The organism is Rhizobium sp. YTUHZ045 (genome assembly GCF_051124255.1).
In the GTDB taxonomy this organism is placed as follows: domain Bacteria; phylum Pseudomonadota; class Alphaproteobacteria; order Rhizobiales; family Rhizobiaceae; genus Rhizobium.
On sequence record NZ_CP101432.1, the window covers coordinates 1,140,398 to 1,161,051 of the forward strand.

The following is a 20,654-nucleotide window of genomic DNA, read 5'->3' on the forward strand; positions in this document are numbered from 1 at the left end:
GAGCTTCGTGCTGAACGACATCTGCTTTCAAAGCCCGTTCAGCGGGCTCTGAAACGGCTTAGGTCCGGCGGAGCTGGAATGCCCGGCCGGACCCTTATTTCACGTCCCGCTCAAATGGCAATTGCCGCGAGGCGAGTCAAGCTGCTGAACACTGTGTCAATTCGCCGGCTGCTGCGCGCCGCCTGCGGGCGCGTCGTCCGCCGGCGCTTGATCGGCCGCCGGCGGCGTGGCGCCTTCGCTGCCCTGTGCCGGCTGCATCTTATCACGGAAGCTTGCCTGTATCATCTGGGCAAACTGCTCCGGCAGCACCGCCTTCAGCTTCACGACCATCGAATCCAGGAAGGGCTTCGACTTGGCCTCGTTGACCCAGGCCGGCCGGTGGTCGACATCGACCAGCCAGTTCCAGAAGGCGACGGCAACGACCATCAGCAGCAGGCCGCGGGCCGCGCCGAACAGGAAGCCGAGGGTGCGGTCGAGAGCGCCGATGCGGCTGTCGATGATGAAATCGGCAATCTTCATGGTGATGAAGGAAATGACGATGAGCGCGATCAGGAAGACGACGGCGGCCGAACCGGCGATCGCGATGCGATCGTCATCGGTGTACTTCTTCGCATAGGGCAGCAGGTACGGATAGAGGTAGTAGGCGGCGGCGGCCGAACCGCCCCAGCTCGCGATCGAAAGGATCTCGCGCGAGAAACCGCGGACCATTGCCAGCACGGCGGAGAAGAGCACGACGCCGATGACAATACCGTCGAAAATCGTAATGGGCATGAAAATTCAACTCCAGGACTGCCGCTCGGCGGCCGTGTCGGCCTTATCGTGTGCCTCCTATAACATTACCATTCGCGGCAATGAAAGGATCAAACCTCGTCTTCCACACGCAGCGCTCCCTTGGACCCGGCGATGCGCGCAACCAGATCCGGCAGGCTTTCGACCTCGCTCCATCGCCCGCCGGAGCCCTTCGGCAGCTCGGCGGAGGCGGAAGGAAGCAGCGCAGCGGAAAAGCCCAGCTTCTCGGCTTCCTTGAGGCGCTGGGCGGTGTGCGCAACCGGCCGGATGGCGCCCGACAGGCTGACTTCGCCGAAATAGACGCAATCGGCGGGAAGGGCAATACCGGCAAGCGACGAAACCAGCGCCGAGGCGACGGCGAGATCGGCCGCCGGTTCGGAGATGCGGTAGCCGCCGGCAATGTTGAGATAGACGTCGTGCTGGCCGAGCCTGACGCCGCAATGGGCCTCCAGCACCGCCAGGATCATCGACAGCCGGGCTGAATCCCAGCCGACCACGGCGCGCCGCGGCGTTCCAAGCGATGTCGGCGCCACCAGCGCCTGCACTTCGACCAGCACCGGGCGGGTGCCCTCCATGCCCGCGAAGACGGCAGCGCCAGGTGATTTCTCGTTGCGCTCGCCGAGGAATAGTTCGGAGGGATTGGCGACCTCGCGTAGCCCTCTGTCGGACATTTCGAAGACGCCGATTTCGTCGGTCGGGCCGAAGCGGTTCTTGACCGTGCGCAGGATTCGGTAGTGATGGCCGCGGTCGCCTTCGAAATAAAGCACGGCATCGACCATGTGTTCGACGACGCGCGGCCCGGCGATCTGCCCGTCCTTGGTCACATGCCCGACGAGCACCATGGCCGCACCCGTCTGCTTGGCGAAGCGGATCATCGACTGCACGCCGGTGCGCACCTGCGTCACCGTTCCTGGCGCGGACTCCGCCAGTTCGCTCCACAGGGTCTGGATTGAATCGATGATGACGAGATCGGGGCGTTTACCCTCGGCAAGCGTTGCCAGAATATCCTCGACATTGGTTTCGGCCGCCAGCATCACGTCGGTATCGGCGGCGGCAAGCCGCTGCGCTCGCAGGCGGACCTGCGCCACCGCCTCCTCGCCGGAGACATAGATGATCTTATGGCCGCGCCGGGCAAGGGCGGCGGCTGCCTGCATCAGCAGCGTCGATTTGCCGATGCCGGGATCGCCGCCGATCAGCACCGCCGAGCCGCGCACGAAACCGCCGCCAAGCGCGCGGTCGAGTTCCGACATGCCGGTATGGATGCGCGGCGCCTCCTCGATCTCACCCGACAGCGCCGTCAGAGCCACCGGCCGGCCCTTCTTCGGCGTCTTGCCGGGACCGGAGCCGATGCCGCCCATCGGGTCTTCCTCGACGATCGTATTCCACTCGCCGCAATTATCGCATTTGCCGGCCCAGCGGTTGTGAACCGCGCCGCAATTCTGGCAGATGAACTGTGTCCTCGCCTTCGCCATCAATCTTTCTTTCAGTCGCGTTCCACAAATGAAGCCGTCGAAAGCTTCACCGAATCATTGTCGTGTCCGAGATAATGGCTATCGCAATGGATCAAAACTAATGATTTCCCCATCAGCCCTAGCGGTGCCTATGCTTTTCGCCTCTGATCATCAGGAACGGTGAAGATGTTCGACTACTCGCTCGCGCACTGGCTTGCATTTCTGTCGGCGGCGATTTTGCTCAACCTCTCGCCAGGCCCGGACATCGCCTTCATCCTCGGCCATACGATGAGAGGCGGGAAACGCGCCGGTTTTTCCGCATTGTTCGGCGTCTGGTCAGGCCTGCCTGCACGTTCTGATGGCGGCACTGGGTCTTTCCGCCGTGCTCGCCGCCTCTGCCCTGGCGTTCTCTGCGGTCAAATGGCTCGGTGCTGCCTATCTCGTCTGGCTGGGTATTCAGGCTCTGCGCGGCGGCGACAACGGCCCGATGAACGCGACTGGTGAGGAAATGGCGGCCGCAAGGATCTATCGGCAAGGGATATTGGTGTCGCTGCTCAATCCGAAAGTGGCGATATTCTTCCTGGCATTCCTGCCGCAATTCGTCGTCGAGGGGGCAGGGCCGGCATGGGCGCAGCTGATGCTGCACGGCGGACTCATCATCGCCGTCGCCGCCTTCATAGAACCGCCGCTCGTGCTTCTCGGAGGACGCCTTGCCGATGCGCTCAGGCGTAATGCGAAAATCGGACGATGGCTCGATCGCAGCCTCGGCGCGCTTTTCGTGGCGCTCGGTGTGCGTCTTGCCCTCAGCAGTCGATGACCGTAGGCCTATTCCTCGGCGACGTAGCGCCGTTCGTGGCGCAGCCCCATGCTGGTGAGGATCTCGTAGCCAATCGTGCCCGCCGCCCGTGCCACGTCGTCGAGGGGCATGTTCGTTCCGAACAGCTCGACATAATCGCCGGCGCGCACGGCGTTCTCGGGCAGGTCGGTGATATCGAAGATCGTCAGGTCCATAGTGATCCGGCCGGCAACCGGCACCTTGTATCCGGCGATGAAGCCTTGCCCTCCCTGCGGTACAGCCTGGCGCAGCGGCACGCCGGCGCTCGACAGGCTGCGCATGTAACCGTCTGCATAACCGGCTGACGCAATTGCCAGCCGGCTTCTGCGGCGAAGCTGCAGTGCCCGGCCGTAGCTGACGGTCTCGCCGGCTTCGACGGTGCGCACCTGAATGATGCGCGCTTCCGCGGTGGCGACCGGCCGCATCGGGTTCGCCATGCCGCTGACCGCCTCTCCGCCATAGAGCGAGATGCCGGGACGGGTCAGGTCGAAATGATAATCCTCTCCGAGAAAAATGCCGGCCGAGGCTGCAAGACTTGCATCGATGCCTTCATAAGCGGCAGTAACCCTACGGAATGATTCGAGTTGCTGCCGGTTCATGGCATGGCTGGGATCGTCGCCGCAGGCGAGGTGGCTCATGACCAGCACCGGCGCAAAACTGGCCGGCCGCGAGACGTCGTCGGCAAGGACGATAGCGTCGTCGATGTGCAGCCCGAGCCGATTGAAGCCGGTATCGACATGCAGTGCGCAGGGGTAATCGCCGTAATCGGCAAGCACCGCCATCCAGAAGGCGAGCTGCTCGTCGGAGGAAATCACCGGTACGAGATCATTGTCGAAGAACCGCCGTTCCGTGCCCGGCCATATGCCCGAGAGCACGAAGATGCGTGCCTCCGGCGCATAGAGGCGAAGGGTGACGCCCTCATCGACGGTCGCGACGAAGAAATCCCGGGCGCCTGCGAGATAGAGCGCTTCGCCGACGTCCTCGATGCCCGTGCCGTAGGCGTCCGCCTTGACGACGGCTGCGGCGCGCGCCGCACCCGAGCGGCGCGCCATGTCGCGCCAGTTCTCCGTGAGCGCACTCAGATCAACGGTCAGCCGCAGGCCCGCGGAAGTGAAAAGATCATCGTCATCGGAGGGGATAGGAAAATCTGTCATGAATCGCCGTGAGGAAATGGAAGGAACCGTCCCGCTCAGTCTAGAGAGCATTGTGGCCAAGGAAAAGCGCAGGCGGTCACATATCACCCTTTGCTTCTTGTACGATCACTTTTGTTCAAGACGCATGCAGGCTTTCGCGTTAATTTTGCCGGATGCAGAATGTATCGCAGAAAGAGGCGGCGGAGGCCATGCCGCTCGCCAATGTGGAATCGGCCCGCTTCTGGCGGGATAGCCGCTTCCGCGACATGGAATGCCTGAGCGCCACTTTTCTCACCCATGAATATGCGCCGCATGCGCATGATACGTTCAGCATCGGCGCGATCGAAAGCGGCACGCAGATCGCGACCCTCAGCGGCAGGCGGGAGGAAACCGGTCCGGGCGACCTTTATCTGATCGATCCCGGTGTCATCCATGACGGCGCTCCGGGCGGTAAAGGCTACCGCTACCGCATGATCTATCCCGACACGAAGCTGTTCGTCGATATTCTGGAGGATGTCACCGGCAAGGCCTTCCATGCGACACCCTCTTTTTCCGGCGCGCTTCCACGCGATCCCGAGCTCGCCAATGCCTTTCATGCCGCTCACCGAACGCTGGAGAGCGGCGCAGGCGCTCTCGAGTCCGATGAAGGAATGTTCTCGGTGCTGGCGGCGATCTTTGCGCGTCACGGCAGCACGATTGTCGTGCCTGTCGATACCAAGGAGCGAAGCGCCGTCGCCCGCGCTCGCGAATACCTGATCGAGAACTTCGACCTCGATGTTGGCCTCAAGGAACTGGCCGAAGTGGCGGGATTGAGCCGGGCTCATCTCATCCGCGCCTTCCGCAAGGAATATCACATCACACCGCACGCCTTCCTGACGGATCGGCGGGTGCAGGTGGCCCGGCGGCTGCTGCGGCAGGGTCGCATGCCAGCCGACATCGCGCTGGAATGTGGTTTTGCCGATCAGGCGCACTTTACTCGGCACTTCAAGGCACGCACGGGCGTGACGCCCGGCCAGTTCCGCCTGGGCTGATCACTTTCGTTCAATACAGCCATGGTGGGCTGGGCTAACCCTCCGCGATCTTAATCAGGAGGTTGCCATGTTGCAGCACAGCCGGCCATCCGGCGAATTTCGTCTTGGCGAATTTTTTGCCGGAATGCGTGCCATCTTTCCGCTCGTCGTCGCCGTCTTGCCGATCGGCCTGGTCTTCGGTGCAGTCGCGGCCACGAAGGGCCTTTCCCCGCTGGAAACGACGCTGATGAGCGCACTTGTCTTTGCAGGCGGCTCGCAATTCGTGGCGATGGACATCTGGACGCATCCGGCAAGCTGGATCGGCGTCGGCTTTGCAGCCCTGCTGGTCAATATCCGCCACGTGCTGATGAGCGCCTCGCTCGGCACCAAGATGCAGTCCTTCCCCGGCATCAAACGTTATATCGCCATGCTCTTCCTCGCCGATGAGCTCTGGGCCATGGCGGAATTCCGGGCCGGCAGCACGCGGCTGAGGCCCGCCTGGTATGCCGGCATCGTCACGCCCTTTTACCTCGCTTGGGTCGGTTCCTCGCTGACAGGCGCACTGCTTGGCGCCTTTCTCGGCAATCCGGCCGTCATCGGCCTCGACTTCGCCTTTCCGGCTGTCTTCGTCGTGCTGGTCATGGGCTTCTGGAAAGGGCCGGAAACCGGCGCCGTGCTTGCCGCAAGCGGTGCCGCTTCCGTTGCTGTCCACCATTTCGTGCCAGGGGTCTGGTATATCGCCGCCGGGGCGCTGGCTGGGATGGCAATGGCCCTCTGGCAGGGCAGGGCGCGGGAGCAGGCGGCATGACGCTGCATTTCGATATTCTCATCTCCATCCTCGCGATGGCAGCCGCAACCGTCTTTACCCGCATCAGCGGTCTCGTCCTGATCCGGCATGTCGAGATCGATGAGCGCCGGAGAACGGCAATCGAAGCCATTCCGCCGGCCGTGCTGATGGCCGTCATCGCCCCGACAGCCTTTGCGACCGGCTGGGCGGAGACGCTGGCCTGCGCGGCAACCGCGATCGCCGCGCGCCGCCTGCCGATGCTCGCAAGCGTCGTGGTTGGCGTCGCAACGGTCGCACTGTTGCGGGCTGCTGGACTCTGAAGAAAATCGACGCGGGAAAGCGCGTCAATGTTCCTCATACTGGATGAAGGAAGGATCTGCGAGATCGGCAAAGCGGGTGAATTCCGCCTGGAAGGCGAGCTTCACCGTGCCTGTCGGCCCGTGGCGCTGCTTGGCGATGATGACGTCGGCCGTACCCTTCACCTTGTCGAACAGCGCTTCCCATTCCGGATATTTCGGGTCGTGAGGATCGCGCGGCTCCTGGTTCTTGACGTAATACTCCTCGCGGAACACGAAGAGCACGACGTCGGCATCCTGTTCGATCGAACCAGATTCGCGAAGGTCGGAGAGCTGCGGACGCTTGTCGTCGCGGCTTTCGACCTGACGCGAGAGCTGCGACAGCGCGATGATCGGAACATTGAGTTCCTTGCCGAGCGCCTTGAGGCCGGTGGTGATCTGGGTGATTTCCTGGACGCGGTTGTCGCTTGATTTGCCCGAGCCGGTCATCAGCTGCACGTAGTCGACCACGAGCACGTCGAGGCCGCGCTGGCGCTTGAGGCGGCGCGCCCGCGCTGAAAGCTGAGCGATGGAGATGCCGCCGGTCTGGTCGATATAGAGCGGCACCTTCTGCATCATCATCGAGCAGGCGACGAGCTTTTCGAAATCGGCATCGTTGATGTCGCCGCGGCGGATCTTCGAGGAGGAGACTTCCGTCTGCTCCGAGATGATACGGGTGGCGAGCTGTTCGGACGACATTTCGAGCGAGTAGAACCCGACGACGCCGCCGTTCTTGGCTTTCATGCTGCCGTCCGGCTGCACCTCGCCCTCATAGGCGGCAGCGATGTTATAGGCGATGTTGGTGGCAAGCGAGGTCTTGCCCATGCCGGGACGCCCGGCGAGAATGATCAAGTCCGAACGCTGCAGGCCGCCCATCTTCGCATCGAGCGAATGGATGCCGGTAGAAATACCGGAAAGGCCGCCGTCGCGTTCCTTGGCGACCGCCGCCATGTCGATGGCGAGCGCGACGGCGTCGTTGAAGGACTGGAAGCCGCCGTCGTAGCGGCCGTTTTCGGCGAGCTCGAACAGCCGGCGCTCGGTATCCTCGATCTGCGACTGCGGCGGCATGTCAAGCGGCGCGTCGTAGGCGATGTTGACGACATCCTCGCCGATTGTGATCAGCGCCCGGCGCAGGGCGAGATCATAGATCGCCCGGCCGTAATCCTCGGCATTGATGACAGTGACGGCATTGCTGACGAGGCTTGCCAGATATTGCGAAACCGTCATGTCGCCGACTTTCTCGTCGGCCTTCAGAAAGGTCTTAATCGTCACCGGATTGGCGATCTTGCCCATGCGGATGATGTCGCCGGCGACTTCGAAGATCTTCCTGTGCAGCGGTTCGTAAAGATGGATCGGCTTCAGAAAGTCCGACACCCGGTAATAGGCGTCGTTGTTCATCAGGATGGCGCCGAGAAGCGCCTGCTCGGCTTCGATATTGTTGGGTGCTTCGCGGTAGTGCTGCTCCGACGGAGCAACGGCTGCAATCTTTCGAGCGGCGTCGTTCATCATCATCCGTTCTGTCTTTTTCCACCTCCGGATTTGCAATTCCGGATGGAGAAAATCAAGGGGCTGCCAAAGGAGCGGGGCTCGTCTCCCGCCTGAATCCTGAACGCTGTGCCCATTGTTCGACTTCTCCACAGTCCCGGGCGCCACAGATGCGAAATACTGGCAGTGTCACCTGCAGGACACGGTACGGAGCCGACTCAGCTCATCCGTTCCGGAGAAGGATATGTTAGCCCGATGACATCGGGAACGCAGCAAAAACATCCGGGTAATCCCCCGCTAAAAAGGCGACCCGAGGGCTGCGCGGACCCGAAACGTACGAAAAGAAAAAGCCCGGCACGGTGGCCGGGCTCTCCCTATCGAGGAATATCCGTCGAGAATTATGCTTCGTCTTCGTCGAGGCCGTCGGCTTCCGGATCGAAGAAATCTTCCGGACGCAGTGCGTCTTCGTCGACGCCGTAGATCGCGTCGACCGAGGTGAGCTCTTCGCCCTTGGCCTGACGCTCTGCCTCTTCGGCCGAACGGGCAACGTTCAGCTCGATGTTGATTTCGACTTCGGCATGCAGCTGCAGCTCGACCTTGTGCAGGCCGATCGCCTTGATCGGCGTGTTGAGGTGAACCTGGTTGCGGCCGATGTTGAAGCCTTCCGCGGCGAGAACTTCGACAACGTCACGGGCAGCGACCGAGCCGTAGAGCTGGCCGGTTTCGCCGGCGGAGCGTACGACGATGAAGGACTTGCCGTCGAGGACGTCGGCGACCTTCTGGGCTTCCGACTTGCGCTCGAGGTTACGGGCTTCGAGCGTTGCACGCTCGGATTCGAAGCGGGCCTTGTTGGCGGCGTTGGCGCGCAGTGCCTTGCCGAGCGGCAGCAGGTAGTTGCGGGCAAAGCCGTCGCGAACCTTTACGGTTTCGCCCATCTGGCCGAGCTTGGAGATGCGTTCGAGAAGGATGACTTCCATTTTCTTGTTCCTTTCTTGTGTCTCAGATTTTCGTGTCGGGTTGTTTGGAGGTATCAGCATCTTTCGTCGGGGTCAGAGCGATCGCTTTGCGCGTATCGCTAAGACCCACGACCAGAATGAGGAGAGCTGGCAGCAGCATAAGCATCGAAGCCAGGTAGCAGAGGATGAGGGCCGGTATCCGCCAGTCCTTGCCGCGTGTGCGGAAATGCAGCGAGGCGAAGCCGGAGAGCATGAAACCGGCGCCGAAGGTGCCGACCACGGTCGCGCCGACGAGCGCCGGAACGCCGCCGAAGAAGCAGGCGCCAAGCCCGGCCAGGAAGATGAAGATCGAATTGCGGTTCATGCGCAGCGACGAAGGAATATCCTCGCGCGGCCGAAGGCCGCGGCCGGATGCGGCGACGATGCGCACGGCGAAATAATAGGCGGCAAACAGCATGCTGACCCACATGCAGCCCTGGACGGCCGGCAGCATCAGCAGGATCAGCGATTTGGTCTGCGCGGTTGCCGCCGGATCGGGCATGAATTCCGGCTGCTGCTGCTTGACCGAGGTGATCAGCAGATCGACGATCGGGTCGGTGATATCAGGCCCATAGCCGATCATCACGCCGATGACGATGACGGCAAGCGTCACCAGGCCGCACAGATGCAGCAGGATATCGGAGAGCGGATACCAGGCAAGCAGATGGTCTGGGCCGCCGATTTCGGAGGCGGGACGCGCGAGATTGGCGAGATGGCTAAGCCAGCCGGCCGGCAGCAGCGTCACCAGCGTCATGATGAGCGCGAAAGACGGGGAGATGAGGATAGCACCAAGCGCCGCTCCCGTGACAACGGCTGAAATTGCAGCGGCATTGCCCCAGCCAAGCCCGACGAGCAGGATCGGCAGCGCCGAGGCCGTATAGAGAAGCGCGCTGAAAAACGACGGCTGCATGCTCGCGCCCAGCACCAGCAAGGCGGCGGTCAATCCGGCGAGTGCGCCGATCAGCAGCGTTTTAAGATCAGGTCGTTTCAAGGTCGCTGTCCTGCTTCATCAAGCAGTTAGAGGCCGTTGCTGAATCGAATTCAGAAACATCTCAACATGGGTTTTAAGAATTCCGATCCGCGCCCATCGCGGAAGGGAGTAGGAAGGCACGAATGCCTTCCCCTAAATGTCATCACATCGGCCGATTAAGCGACGACGTAAGGCAGCAGGCCGAGGAAACGGGCGCGCTTGATCGCCTGGGCGAGTTCGCGCTGCTTCTTCTGGGAAACGGCCGTGATGCGGGACGGAACGATCTTGCCGCGCTCGGAAATGTAGCGCTGCAACAGACGTACGTCCTTGTAGTCGATCCGCGGAGCGTTTGCGCCGGAGAACGGGCAGGTCTTGCGGCGGCGATGGAACGGACGGCGGACCGGAGCGGAGGAAGCTTCAGACATTCTTATATCTCCTTATGCACGGTCTTCGCGGGGAGCGCGGTCCGGACGAGGGGCGCGCTGGAACTCGCCGTCACGGCGCGGCGGACGGTCGCCGAATTCGCGGCGCGGGCCGCGGTCGCCGCCTTCGCGCGGGCCGCGGTCGTCGCGGTCACGCTTCTGCAGCATGGCAGATGGGCCTTCTTCATGCTTTTCGACGGCGATGGTCATGTAGCGAAGAACGTCTTCGCTGATGCGCATCTGACGTTCCATTTCCTGGATCGCTGCTGCCGGTGCATCGATGTCCATCAGGGCGTAATGCGCCTTGCGGTTCTTCTTGATGCGATAGGTGAGGGACTTGAGGCCCCAGTTTTCGATGCGCCCGACCTTGCCGCCGTTAGCTTCGATCACACCCTTGTACTGTTCTACGAGGGCATCGACCTGCTGAGCGGAAATATCCTGCCGGGCAAGGAATACATGTTCATAAAGAGCCATGACAGCTTTGCCTTTCTTGCGTTTGGTTCAACCCGATATTCGGCGGCTAAGCCTCAACGACTGCTCCTGATTGGGCGGACCCAGGCAAGAAAAGCGTTTCCGAGACGGTCGAGAGCGGAGACACGGGAGGCTGGAACGCTTCCGTTCCGAACGATTTCCAGACAGGAAACCGGCCCTCCGTTCAGCCACCAGCCAGAAGACCGGGTTAACGAACAGCGCGGCTTATACGGATTTTTTGGCGAAAGGCAAGCGCAATCGGAGATTCGAACCCGACGCTGCCGATCGGCAGCGTCCGGGCGATGCGGGGATAGATCAGAGCATCAGCGGATACTGCCGATGCACCTTGGCGATCTCCGTCAGGATATCATCCGAAAGCGTCAATTCGGCCGCGCTGATATCGAGTTTCAGCTGCTCCATCGACGTCGCGCCGATGATGATCGAGGTCATGAAGGGCCTCGATCGGCAGAAGGCGAGCGCCATGACTGCCGGATTGATGCCGTACCGAGCCGCGAGCGCGAGATAGGCCTTGGTCGCCGGCTCCTGCAGCGGCTGCAGCCGGCCACCGATATCGGGATTGATCGACGCGCGCGAACCCTTCGGCCTCAGACCATCGACATATTTGCCGGTCAGAATGCCGCCGGCGAGCGGCGAATAGGCAAGCAGCCCGACATCCTCGTGATGCGAGAGTTCGGCAAGGTCAAGGTCGAAATGGCGGTAGAGCAGATTGTACTCGTTCTGGACGCTGGCAACGCGCGGCAGGCCCTTCTGTTCTGAGAGCGTCAGATATTTCTGGATGCCCCAGGTAGTCTCGTTGGAAAGGCCGATCGCGCGGATCTTGCCTTCCTTCACCAGCGCGCCCAGTGTTTCCAGGATTTCGAGCATATTGGCGACGGCCTGGTCTCGATCCTGGGTGAAGGGATTGTAGCTCCAGTTCTGGCGGAAGTGGAAATGGCCGCGGTTCGGCCAGTGGACCTGATAGAGGTCGATGTAATCGGTCCTCAGCCGCTTCAGGCTGGCCTCGAGCGCCAGGCGGATGTTCTTTGCGTCCGCGCCTTCGCCGCCGCGCAGATAATCGCGGCCGCGGCCGGCGACCTTGGTCGCAAGCACGATATTTCGGCGCTTGCCGGATTTGCTGAACCAGCTACCGATATAGTCTTCAGTCCAGCCCTGCGTTTCGGGCGAAACCGGCGTGGTCGGGTAGAGTTCGGCGGTATCGAAGAAATTGACGCCCTTCTCGACGGCGTAGTCCATCTGCGCATGAGCGTCGGCTTCGCTGTTCTGCGAGCCCCAGGTCATGGTGCCAAGGCAGATTTCTGAAACGGAAATGTCGGTTCGGCCTAGGGAGTTGTACTTCATGGAGAAACCTTGGGAGAGAGAGGGAAGCCTTGGAAGGGTCTGGGCGAATCTAGGCTGGATTTGACGGAGCGCAAGAGCAAAATCCGGGCTTTTGCGCGGGCGCGAAAGGCTTTGCGGAGAATGGAGCGCCACTTGACTCTGCCGGAAAGAATGTCAATTGGAGGCAAAACAGCCTTGAGGGGCATAGTCAGGGACATGAACATGACCATCGCTTTCACTTTTCCCGGCCAGGGCAGCCAGGCCGTCGGCATGGGCAAGGATCTCGCCGAGAATTTCGCCGAAGCCCGCGCCGTTTTCGAAGAGGTCGACGAAGCGCTCGGTGAAAAGCTTTCCGACGTCATGTTCAACGGTCCCGAGGACACGTTGACCTTGACGGCGAACGCCCAACCGGCGCTGATGGCGGTATCAATCGCCGTCGTCCGTGTTCTTCAGGCCAAGGGGGTGGATCTTAAGTCCAAGGTCGCCTATGTCGCCGGCCACTCGCTTGGCGAATATTCGGCGCTTTGCGCCGCCGGCACCTTTTCGCTCGCGGATACGGCGCGGCTGCTGCGTATTCGCGGCAATGCCATGCAGGCGGCCGTCCCAGTCGGCGTCGGCGCCATGGCCGCGATCATCGGCCTCGAACATGCCGACGTCGTTGCCGTCTGCGAGGAGGCCGCCGCTACCGGCGCCTGCCAGATCGCCAACGACAATGGCGGCGGCCAGATCGTCATCTCGGGCGAGAAGGCAGCCGTCGAAAAGGCCGCCGGCCTTGCGACCGACAAGGGCGCCAAGCGCGCCATTCTGCTGCCGGTCTCCGCTCCTTTCCATTCCAAGCTGATGGCGCCTGCGGCCGAGGCCATGCGCGCGGCGCTGGCAGCGGTCGCCAAGTCCGATCCCGCCGTGCCCCTGATCGCCAATGTCCGCGCGGCGCCTGTGACCGGCGCTGACGAGATCGCCAGCCTCCTGGTCGAGCAGGTGACAGGTCAGGTCCGCTGGCGCGAGACCGTGGAATGGTTTGCGGCAAACGGCGTCACGACGCTTTACGAGCTCGGTTCCGGCAAAGTGCTGACCGGCCTTGCCCGCCGCATCGACAAGACAATCAACGGCGTCTCGGTCAATGGTCCTTCGGATATCGACGCGACCGTCGCCGCCCTCATGGCCTGATTGATATCTCCAGATATAAGGAACCTTTCCATGCTCGATCTTTCCGGCCGCAAGGCTCTCGTCACCGGCGCATCGGGTGGTATCGGCGAGGAAATCGCCCGCCTTCTTCATAAGCAGGGCGCCATCGTCGGTCTGCACGGCACCCGTGTCGAGAAGCTGGAAACGCTGGCGGCCGAGCTCGGCGAGCGCGTCAAGATCTTCCCGGCCAACTTGTCGGACCGTGACGAGGTCAAGGCGCTCGGCCAGAAGGCCGAGGCCGATCTCGAGGGTGTCGATATTCTCGTCAACAATGCTGGCATCACCAAGGACGGTCTGTTCGTGCGCATGAGCGACGAGGACTGGGATGCGGTCCTCGAAGTCAATCTGACGGCGACCTTCCGCCTGACGCGCGAGTTGACGCATCCGATGATGCGCCGCCGATATGGCCGTATCATCAACATCACCTCCGTCGTCGGCGTCACCGGCAATCCGGGGCAGGCCAATTACTGCGCCTCCAAGGCCGGCATGATCGGCTTCACCAAGTCCTTGGCGCAGGAAATTGCCACCCGTAACGTGACGGTCAACTGCGTCGCGCCCGGCTTCATCGAAAGCGCCATGACCGGCAAGCTGAACGACAAGCAGAAGGAAGCGATCATGGGGGCGATCCCGATGAAGCGCATGGGCACGGGCGGCGAGGTCGCTTCGGCTGTTGCTTACCTTGCATCCTCCGAAGCCGCCTACATGACCGGCCAGACGCTGCACGTAAACGGCGGCATGGCGATGATCTGAAACGACAAACTGTCGGCACGGAGATATTTCCCGCAATAGCATGTTGAGCAATCACGAAGCGTTGATTTTCTGGCTTTGCGGCAGACTTAAACCATGTTAAGCGGGCCAATGACTGTGAACAGTCGTCCCGAGAAAGCAGACGGACCGGCGGGCTTTTCGCAAGCCTGGGACATCTCTGAAGCCGGGTAAACGAGTTTGCCGAGGATGTCTGAAAACATCGCAGGCTGAAACAGGGTAAGGGTGCCGCAACGGCACTCCGATCAGGACATAAGGTCGAGGAAACCGACATGAGCGATATCGCAGAACGCGTAAAGAAAATTGTTATTGATCATCTTGGCGTCGATGCCGACAAGGTCGTCGAGAGCGCCAGCTTTATCGACGATCTGGGCGCTGACTCGCTCGACACGGTCGAACTTGTCATGGCTTTCGAAGAAGAATTCGGCGTTGAAATCCCCGACGACGCTGCCGACTCGATCCTGACGGTCGGCGATGCGGTGAAATTTATTGAGAAGGCCCAGGCCTGATCCTATATATTTGAGAAAGGGCGGGCCTGGAGTCCGCCCTTTTCTTTTCGGCATATTTCTCCATAGAACATAAGAGACGGGGGAAAGCACGCGATGAGACGTGTCGTCATCACCGGTACCGGCATGGTATCACCCTTGGGATGCGGAACTGAGGTGACGTGGTCGCGGCTGCTTGCCGGCCAGAACGGCGCCCGTCTGGTCACCGAATTCGAAGTCGACGACCTTCCCGCCAAGATCGCCTGCCGTATCCCGATCGGTGACGGTACCGACGGCACCTTCAATGCCGATCAGTGGATGGAGCCGAAAGAACAGCGCAAGGTCGATCCCTTCATCATCTTCGGCATGGCCGCCGCCGATATGGCGCTTGCCGATGCCGGCTGGCATCCCAAGACGGATGAGGATCAGATTGCCACCGGCGCGTTGATCGGCTCCGGCATCGGCGGCATCGAAGGTATCGTCGAGGCAGGTTACACCCTGCGCGACAAGGGCCCGCGCCGCATCTCGCCCTTCTTCATTCCGGGGCGTCTGATCAATCTCGTCTCCGGTCAGGTTTCCATCCGCCACAAGCTGCGCGGACCCAATCATTCGGTCGTCACCGCCTGCTCGACAGGTGCGCATGCGATCGGCGATGCCGCGCGGCTGATCGCGCTTGGTGACGCCGACGTCATGGTCGCCGGCGGCACGGAATCTCCCGTCAGCCGTATTTCGCTGGCAGGATTTGCCGCCTGCAAGGCGCTGTCGACCCAGCACAATGACGATCCGCAGAAGGCTTCGCGCCCCTATGACCGTGATCGTGACGGATTCGTCATGGGCGAGGGTGCCGGCATTGTCGTGCTCGAAGAGCTGGAGCATGCCAAGGCGCGCGGCGCCAAGATCTACGCCGAGATCGTCGGCTATGGCCTGTCGGGCGACGCCTACCATATTACCGCGCCTTCTGAAGACGGCGAGGGTGCCGGCCGCTGCATGGCGATGGCGCTGAAGCGCGCCGGATTGACGCCGGCCGATATCGATTATATCAACGCCCACGGTACTTCGACTATGGCCGACACGATCGAGCTCGAGGCGGTCGAGCGCCTGGTCGGCAACGCGGCGTCGAAGATCTCCATGTCCTCGACCAAGTCGGCGACGGGACACCTCCTCGGAGCTGCCGGCGCGATCGAGGCGATCTTCGCGACACTTGCAATCCGTGACAACATTGCGCCGCCGACGCTCAATCTCGACAATCCCGAACGCGAGACAGCGATCGATCTTGTTCCGCACAAGGCTCGTGAGCGAGAAATCGATGTGGCGCTGTCCAACTCGTTCGGATTCGGCGGTACGAACGCATCGCTCGTGCTGCGCCGCTACGCACAGTAAGGGTCCCGTCGTAGCAGGCCGTGTGAAAGCACAGGGACCGGCAGCGGCTTCGTTGAACGGTGGCAGAACCTGCTTTTTGCCGCATTGCTTCGCGAAATAGCGAAATGACGGCCGAGTTATAGAGGATTGCCGGTGAGCGATACGACGAACCAGAGCAACGATACCCAGGCGCAGAAGGGACCGATCATCCCGAAGTCGCCGAGCGAAGCCCTGCGTCCGGAACGTGTTCCCGAGCCGCCGAAACGCTCCAAGAACGCTCGCAGCCAGATCGTCCTTTTCCTGAACTTCATCATGACGATGACTGTGCTGGTCTGCGTCCTCGCCGTCATCGGCTTCTACTACGCGACCTCGACCTATCAGAGCCCGGGCCCGCTGCAGACCAACACCAATTTCATCGTCCGCAACGGTGCGGGTCTCGCCGAAATCGCCTCGAACCTCGAGCGCAACGCGATCATCTCCGATGCACGTATCTTTCGATATCTAACGGCGACTCATCTTTCCGCCGGCGAGAGCTTGAAGGCCGGCGAATATGAGATCAAGGCGAGAGCCTCCATGAGCGATATCATGGAGCTGCTGAAATCGGGCAAGTCCATCCTCTATTCGGTGTCCTTTCCGGAAGGCCTGACGGTCCGCCAGATGTTCGACCGCATGCTGCAGGATCCGGTGCTGGAAGGCGATCTGCCGGCCGCATTGCCGGCCGAAGGCAGCCTGCGTCCGGACACCTACAAATTCTCGCGCGGCACCAAGCGCTCGGAAATCATCGAACAGATGGCGGCTGCACAGCAGAAGCTGGTCGACCAGATCTGGGATAAGCGCGACTCCTCGCTGCCGCTGCGAACCAAAGAAGAATTCGTGACGCTCGCTTCGATCGTCGAAAAGGAGACCGGCATTCCCGACGAACGTGCCCATGTCGCTTCGGTGTTCCTGAACCGGCTTGGCAAGGGCATGCGCCTGCAGTCCGATCCGACGATCATCTACGGGCTGTTCGGTGGCGAGGGAAAACCGGCGGACCGGCCGATCTACCAATCGGATCTGAAACGGGACACGCCTTACAATACCTATGTCATCAAGGGCCTGCCGCCGACGCCGATCGCCAATCCCGGCAAGGATGCGCTGGAAGCCGTCGCCAACCCTTGGAAAACCCAAGATCTCTATTTTGTCGCCGACGGCACCGGCGGCCACGTCTTTGCCGCTACGCTCGAGGAGCATAATGCCAACGTCAAGCGCTGGCGCAAGCTCGAGGCCGACAAGGGCTCGGACCCGAACATCGCAGTCGATGGCCAGCCGGAAGAACAGCCGGGCGACAATGGCGCGACCGTCGTGCCGCCGAAGAAAAAGAAGATCAACTGACAGTTTCGGGAGGCTCGCATGGCTTTGCAGTCGATGACCGGTTTTGCGCGGCGCGAGGGAACGAGCGGCCGCTGGCGTTGGGCGTGGGAACTGCGCTCGGTCAACGGCAAGGGTTTCGACCTGCGCCTGCGCCTGCCGCCCGGTCTCGAACGCATGGAGGCAGAGGTCCGCCGCCTTGCCGGCGAAACCTTCAGCCGCGGCAACCTGCAGGCATCGTTGTCGGTCACCGCCGACGAGAACCGTTTCGAGGCAGTTCTGAACAAAGAGGCGCTCGCTGCCGTGCTCGCCATGCGCGAGCAACTGGTTGATGTGATCGATCCGGCGCCTTTGAAGCTCGATACGCTGCTTCTCGTGCGCGGCATCGTGGAGTTCCGTGAAGGCGAGGATGGCGAGGAGGCGCTTGCCGCCCGTGATACCGATATTGTCGCCGGCCTGCTCGCCGCGCTTGCCGATCTCAAGGCAATGCGCGCACAGGAAGGGGCGGCGCTTTCCCGCATCCTTCTCGATCATGTCGCAACGATAGAGAGCCTGACGCGGACGATCGAGATGGATCCCTCACGTTCGCCGGCGGAGATCTCGGCCCGGCTTGCGGCACAGGTTGCCTTGCTCATGGACGGCATGGCCGCTCTCGACCGTGACAGGCTGCACGCGGAGGCCGCTTTGTTGGCGACCAAGGCGGATCTGCGCGAAGAAATCGATCGTCTGAAGGCGCATATCGCCGCCGCGCGCGATCTCCTGGCGAAAGGCGGGCCTGCCGGGCGCCGACTGGACTTCCTTGCACAGGAATTTAACCGCGAATCGAATACCATCTGCTCGAAGTCGAATGCCTCGGCGGTCACCGCCGCCGGCATCGAGCTGAAAGTCGTGATCGACCAGTTCCGCGAGCAGGTCCAGAATTTGGAGTAGGACATGAAACCGGCGAAATCCTCGCCCGTGCAGATCGCCCGCCGCGGTCTGATGCTTGTCATTTCGTCGCCGTCGGGCGCCGGCAAGTCCACCATTGCGCGCACGCTTCTGGAGACCGATAAGCATATCGGTCTCTCCGTCAGCGTCACCACGCGCCAGCGCCGCGCGAGCGAAGTCGAAGGCGTGCATTACCACTTCAAGAGTGTGCGCGAGTTCGAGCGGTTGCGCGATAGCGACGCGCTGCTCGAATGGGCCGAAGTGCATGGCAATTTCTACGGCACGCCGCGCGAGCCGGTCGAGCACGCCATGGCCGAAGGCCGCGACATGCTCTTCGATATCGATTGGCAGGGCGCCCAGCAGTTGCAGGAGAAGATGTCGGCTGACGTCGTCTCGATCTTTGTGCTGCCGCCGACCATGACGGAGCTCCAGTCGCGGCTGCATCGCCGTGCCGAGGATTCCGAGGAGGTGATTCAGACGCGTCTGGCCAACAGCCGCGCCGAGATCGCCCACTGGCGCGAATATGATTATGTCATCGTCAATGACGATCTCAACACCGCCTTCGACGCCGTCCAGTCGATCGTCAAGGCCGAACGCCTGCGCCGCGACCGCCGCCATGGCATGTTCGATTTCGTCCGAGAGCTGCTGGAAGAGACACCGTCGCTCTGAGGCGCGTCCTCTGTGCCTCCATAAGGAAATGTGGCGCTAAAGGCTATTTGCGAGAAGGCAGAATTCTTCGACTGAGAGGGTCTCCGCCCGCCGCGCCGGATCGATTCCCGCCTTGATGAGCAGGCTCTCGCCGCCGAGTGGCTTCAGGCTCTGGCGCAGCATCTTGCGGCGCTGGCCGAAAGCGGCCTGCGTTACTTTTTCCAGATTGGCGATGGCGCACGGGATGGGGTTCGCCCTGGGGACAAGATGCACTACCGTCGAAGTCACTTTCGGCGGCGGTGTGAAGGCTTGCGGCGACACGTCGAAGGCCATGCGCGCCTCGGTCCGCCAGCCGCAGAGCACGCCGAGACGGCCGTAATGGTCGTCGTCCTCGCCGGCAACGATCCGGGCGCCGACTTCCTTCTGGAACATCAGCGTCATCGATTGCCAGAATGGCGGCCAGGCCCTCGGCAGCAGCCAGTTGACCAGCAGCTGCGTACCGACATTGTAGGGCAGGTTGGCGACGATCTTGACGGGTCCTTCCGGCGCCAGTGCTTCGAAATCCGTCTTCAGCGCATCGCCTTCAATCACCTCCAGTCGGCCGGGATAGTGGTCGGCGATCTCGGCAAGCGCCGGCAGGCAGCGCGCGTCCCGCTCGATGGCGATGACCTTCTTGGCGCCGAGCGCCAGAATCGCCCGGGTCAGCCCGCCGGGGCCGGGGCCGACCTCGAAAACGGTGGTCTCTTCGAGCGCGCCTGCGGTGCGGGCGACCTTCTGCGTGAGGTTGAGGTCGAGCAGGAAGTTCTGCCCGAGCGCCTTGCGCGCATCGAGGCCGTGACGCTGAATGACGTCGCGAAGCGGCGGCAGGCCATCGAGTGCTGCCATCAGCGGCGGCCTTCGGCGGTGCGGCCGAGCTGGGCGGCAAGCTTCAGTGCTGCAACCAGGCTCTGCTCGCGCGCCAGTCCCTTGCCGGCAATGCCGAAAGCGGTGCCGTGGTCCGGCGAGGTTCGCACGAAGGGAAGTCCGAGGGTCACGTTGACGCTGTCGTCGAAACCGAGTGCCTTGGCGGGGATCAGCGCTTGGTCGTGGTACATGCAGATGGCGACATCATATCGCGCCCGCGCCTCGTCATGGAACATCGTATCGGCCGGCAGGGGGCCGATCGCGTCGATACCCTCGTCACGCAGTTGCTCGATCGATGGGCGGATGATGTCCTCATCCTCCGTGCCGATCGCTCCGCCTTCACCAGCATGCGGGTTGAGGCCGGCGACGGCAAGGCGCGGCGCGTCGATACCGAAGCGCTGCCTGAGATCCGCATCGGCGATCCGGCAGGTTTCGATGATCAGTTCGCCGGTCAGTGCTTGCGGCACATCGCGGACAGGAATGTGGATGGTAACTGGAATGGCCCTCAGTTTCGGTCCCGACAACATCATGACCGGCGTCACCGGCCTGCCGGTCGCCCTGGCGGCAAGATCGGCGAGAAATTCGGTATGGCCGGGAAACCGGAAACCCGCCTCGTAGAGCACGCCCTTGGCGATCGGATTGGTGACGACTGCGAGTGCCTCGCCGCCGATGACAAGCGAGACTGCTTTCTCGATCGCCGCGATCGTGCCCTTCGCCGTTGCCGCATGCGGCTCGCCGGCCACCACCTCAATGCCGGCCGGCACGCTCATGACGGGCAGAGCATCGGCAAATATGCCGGTGGCCTCGCCGGCCCTGTCGACCTCACGTATGGAAACCGCCAGATTGAGCTGGCGGGCCCGTAGAGCCAAAACATCCGGATCGCCGATCAGGAAAAAAGGCGGAAGCCCGAGTTCACGCCGCTGGAGCCAGGCCGTCAGGGTGATATCCGGTCCGATGCCGGCGGGATCGCCCTGGCTCAGCGCAAGCGGTCGTGAGAAGGGTATCGCCATCGTC

General features: G+C 62.2%; 21 protein-coding genes and 1 pseudogene. 11 read left to right on the forward strand and 11 right to left on the reverse strand.

What is annotated here, in order from left to right:
- Positions 1-156: 156 nt before the first annotated feature.
- Both NMA58_RS05575 and radA read right to left on the reverse strand, forming a co-directional pair.
- Positions 157-771 carry a CvpA family protein gene (locus tag NMA58_RS05575; protein WP_085777628.1) on the reverse strand — a complete coding sequence of 205 codons (615 nt, stop codon included), beginning with the start codon at positions 769-771 and terminating at the stop codon, positions 157-159.
- A gap of 89 nt (positions 772-860) precedes the next feature.
- Positions 861-2,261, reverse strand: coding sequence for a DNA repair protein RadA (gene radA / locus NMA58_RS05580; protein ID WP_097598486.1), 1,401 nt, complete (start codon positions 2,259-2,261; stop codon positions 861-863).
- A 165-nt stretch (positions 2,262-2,426) separates the two neighbouring features.
- Between radA and NMA58_RS05585 the strand changes: the two are divergent.
- Positions 2,427-3,057 (forward strand): annotated as a pseudogene (locus NMA58_RS05585) (LysE family translocator).
- Between the two features lie 8 nt (positions 3,058-3,065).
- Here NMA58_RS05585 and alr read toward each other — a convergent pair.
- Complete coding sequence (alr, locus tag NMA58_RS05590) at positions 3,066-4,229, reverse strand: alanine racemase (RefSeq protein ID WP_434712650.1); 1,164 nt, start codon at positions 4,227-4,229, stop codon at positions 3,066-3,068.
- Between the two features lie 188 nt (positions 4,230-4,417).
- Here alr and NMA58_RS05595 point away from each other — a divergent pair, with 188 nt between their 5' ends.
- The 3 genes from NMA58_RS05595 to NMA58_RS05605 all read left to right on the forward strand — a co-directional run bounded on the left by NMA58_RS05595 (position 4,418) and on the right by NMA58_RS05605 (position 6,325).
- Complete coding sequence (locus NMA58_RS05595) at positions 4,418-5,239, forward strand: AraC family transcriptional regulator (protein WP_285192913.1); 822 nt, start codon at positions 4,418-4,420, stop codon at positions 5,237-5,239.
- A 67-nt stretch (positions 5,240-5,306) separates the two neighbouring features.
- Entirely contained in the window at positions 5,307-6,026 is a 720-nt protein-coding gene (locus NMA58_RS05600; protein ID WP_434712651.1) for an AzlC family ABC transporter permease, read from the forward strand.
- A complete protein-coding gene (locus NMA58_RS05605; protein WP_434712652.1) occupies positions 6,023-6,325 on the forward strand; it encodes an AzlD family protein in 303 nt (100 codons plus the stop codon). The genes NMA58_RS05600 and NMA58_RS05605 overlap by 4 nt, the downstream gene beginning before the upstream one ends.
- A 24-nt stretch (positions 6,326-6,349) precedes the next feature.
- Here the strand turns inward: NMA58_RS05605 and NMA58_RS05610 are convergent, their stop codons facing one another.
- The 6 genes from NMA58_RS05610 to NMA58_RS05635 form a co-directional block, all read right to left on the reverse strand.
- Positions 6,350-7,846, reverse strand: a complete 1,497-nt coding sequence (locus NMA58_RS05610; RefSeq protein WP_011424771.1) for a replicative DNA helicase — start codon at positions 7,844-7,846, stop codon at positions 6,350-6,352.
- Between the two features lie 377 nt (positions 7,847-8,223).
- Positions 8,224-8,802 carry a 50S ribosomal protein L9 gene (gene rplI, locus NMA58_RS05615; RefSeq protein WP_085777634.1) on the reverse strand — a complete coding sequence of 193 codons (579 nt, stop codon included), beginning with the start codon at positions 8,800-8,802 and terminating at the stop codon, positions 8,224-8,226.
- 22 nt (positions 8,803-8,824) lie between these two features.
- Positions 8,825-9,811 (reverse strand): DUF2232 domain-containing protein, encoded by a 987-nt coding sequence (locus tag NMA58_RS05620; protein ID WP_434712653.1) that lies wholly within the window; start codon positions 9,809-9,811, stop codon positions 8,825-8,827.
- 155 nt (positions 9,812-9,966) lie between these two features.
- Positions 9,967-10,215 (reverse strand): 30S ribosomal protein S18, encoded by a 249-nt coding sequence (gene rpsR, locus NMA58_RS05625; RefSeq protein WP_004680498.1) that lies wholly within the window; start codon positions 10,213-10,215, stop codon positions 9,967-9,969.
- Positions 10,216-10,227: 12 nt separating this feature from the next.
- Positions 10,228-10,686: a 30S ribosomal protein S6 gene (rpsF, locus tag NMA58_RS05630; protein WP_085777636.1), complete on the reverse strand. Its 459-nt coding sequence runs from the start codon at positions 10,684-10,686 to the stop codon at positions 10,228-10,230.
- 312 nt (positions 10,687-10,998) lie between these two features.
- Positions 10,999-12,042: an aldo/keto reductase gene (locus NMA58_RS05635; protein ID WP_434712654.1), complete on the reverse strand. Its 1,044-nt coding sequence runs from the start codon at positions 12,040-12,042 to the stop codon at positions 10,999-11,001.
- A gap of 201 nt (positions 12,043-12,243) precedes the next feature.
- Between NMA58_RS05635 and fabD the strand changes: the two genes are divergently transcribed.
- The 7 genes from fabD (at position 12,244) to gmk (ending at position 18,758) form a co-directional block, all read left to right on the forward strand.
- Positions 12,244-13,188 (forward strand): ACP S-malonyltransferase, encoded by a 945-nt coding sequence (fabD, locus tag NMA58_RS05640; RefSeq protein WP_434712655.1) that lies wholly within the window; start codon positions 12,244-12,246, stop codon positions 13,186-13,188.
- A 30-nt stretch (positions 13,189-13,218) separates the two neighbouring features.
- Positions 13,219-13,956: a 3-oxoacyl-[acyl-carrier-protein] reductase gene (gene fabG / locus NMA58_RS05645; protein ID WP_085777640.1), complete on the forward strand. Its 738-nt coding sequence runs from the start codon at positions 13,219-13,221 to the stop codon at positions 13,954-13,956.
- A 287-nt stretch (positions 13,957-14,243) separates the two neighbouring features.
- The gene (locus NMA58_RS05650; RefSeq protein ID WP_003547058.1) at positions 14,244-14,480 is read left to right on the forward strand and encodes an acyl carrier protein; all 237 of its coding nucleotides are present in this window, start codon (positions 14,244-14,246) and stop codon (positions 14,478-14,480) included.
- A 93-nt stretch (positions 14,481-14,573) separates the two neighbouring features.
- On the forward strand, positions 14,574-15,836 hold the full coding sequence (gene fabF / locus NMA58_RS05655) for a beta-ketoacyl-ACP synthase II (RefSeq protein WP_434712656.1): 1,263 nt from the start codon (positions 14,574-14,576) through the stop codon (positions 15,834-15,836).
- A gap of 132 nt (positions 15,837-15,968) precedes the next feature.
- Entirely contained in the window at positions 15,969-17,186 is a 1,218-nt protein-coding gene (gene mltG, locus NMA58_RS05660; protein ID WP_097598475.1) for an endolytic transglycosylase MltG, read from the forward strand.
- 18 nt (positions 17,187-17,204) lie between these two features.
- Positions 17,205-18,092 (forward strand): YicC/YloC family endoribonuclease, encoded by an 888-nt coding sequence (locus NMA58_RS05665; protein WP_430957769.1) that lies wholly within the window; start codon positions 17,205-17,207, stop codon positions 18,090-18,092.
- Between the two features lie 3 nt (positions 18,093-18,095).
- Entirely contained in the window at positions 18,096-18,758 is a 663-nt protein-coding gene (gmk, locus tag NMA58_RS05670) for a guanylate kinase (protein WP_434712658.1), read from the forward strand.
- A 36-nt stretch (positions 18,759-18,794) separates the two neighbouring features.
- Here gmk and rsmA read toward each other — a convergent pair whose 3' ends face one another.
- Positions 18,795-19,622, reverse strand: a complete 828-nt coding sequence (rsmA, locus tag NMA58_RS05675; RefSeq protein WP_430957768.1) for a 16S rRNA (adenine(1518)-N(6)/adenine(1519)-N(6))-dimethyltransferase RsmA — start codon at positions 19,620-19,622, stop codon at positions 18,795-18,797.
- Positions 19,622-20,650 (reverse strand): 4-hydroxythreonine-4-phosphate dehydrogenase PdxA, encoded by a 1,029-nt coding sequence (gene pdxA, locus NMA58_RS05680; RefSeq protein WP_097598472.1) that lies wholly within the window; start codon positions 20,648-20,650, stop codon positions 19,622-19,624. Before pdxA ends, rsmA begins: the two co-directional genes overlap by 1 nt.
- Positions 20,651-20,654: the final 4 nt, after the last annotated feature.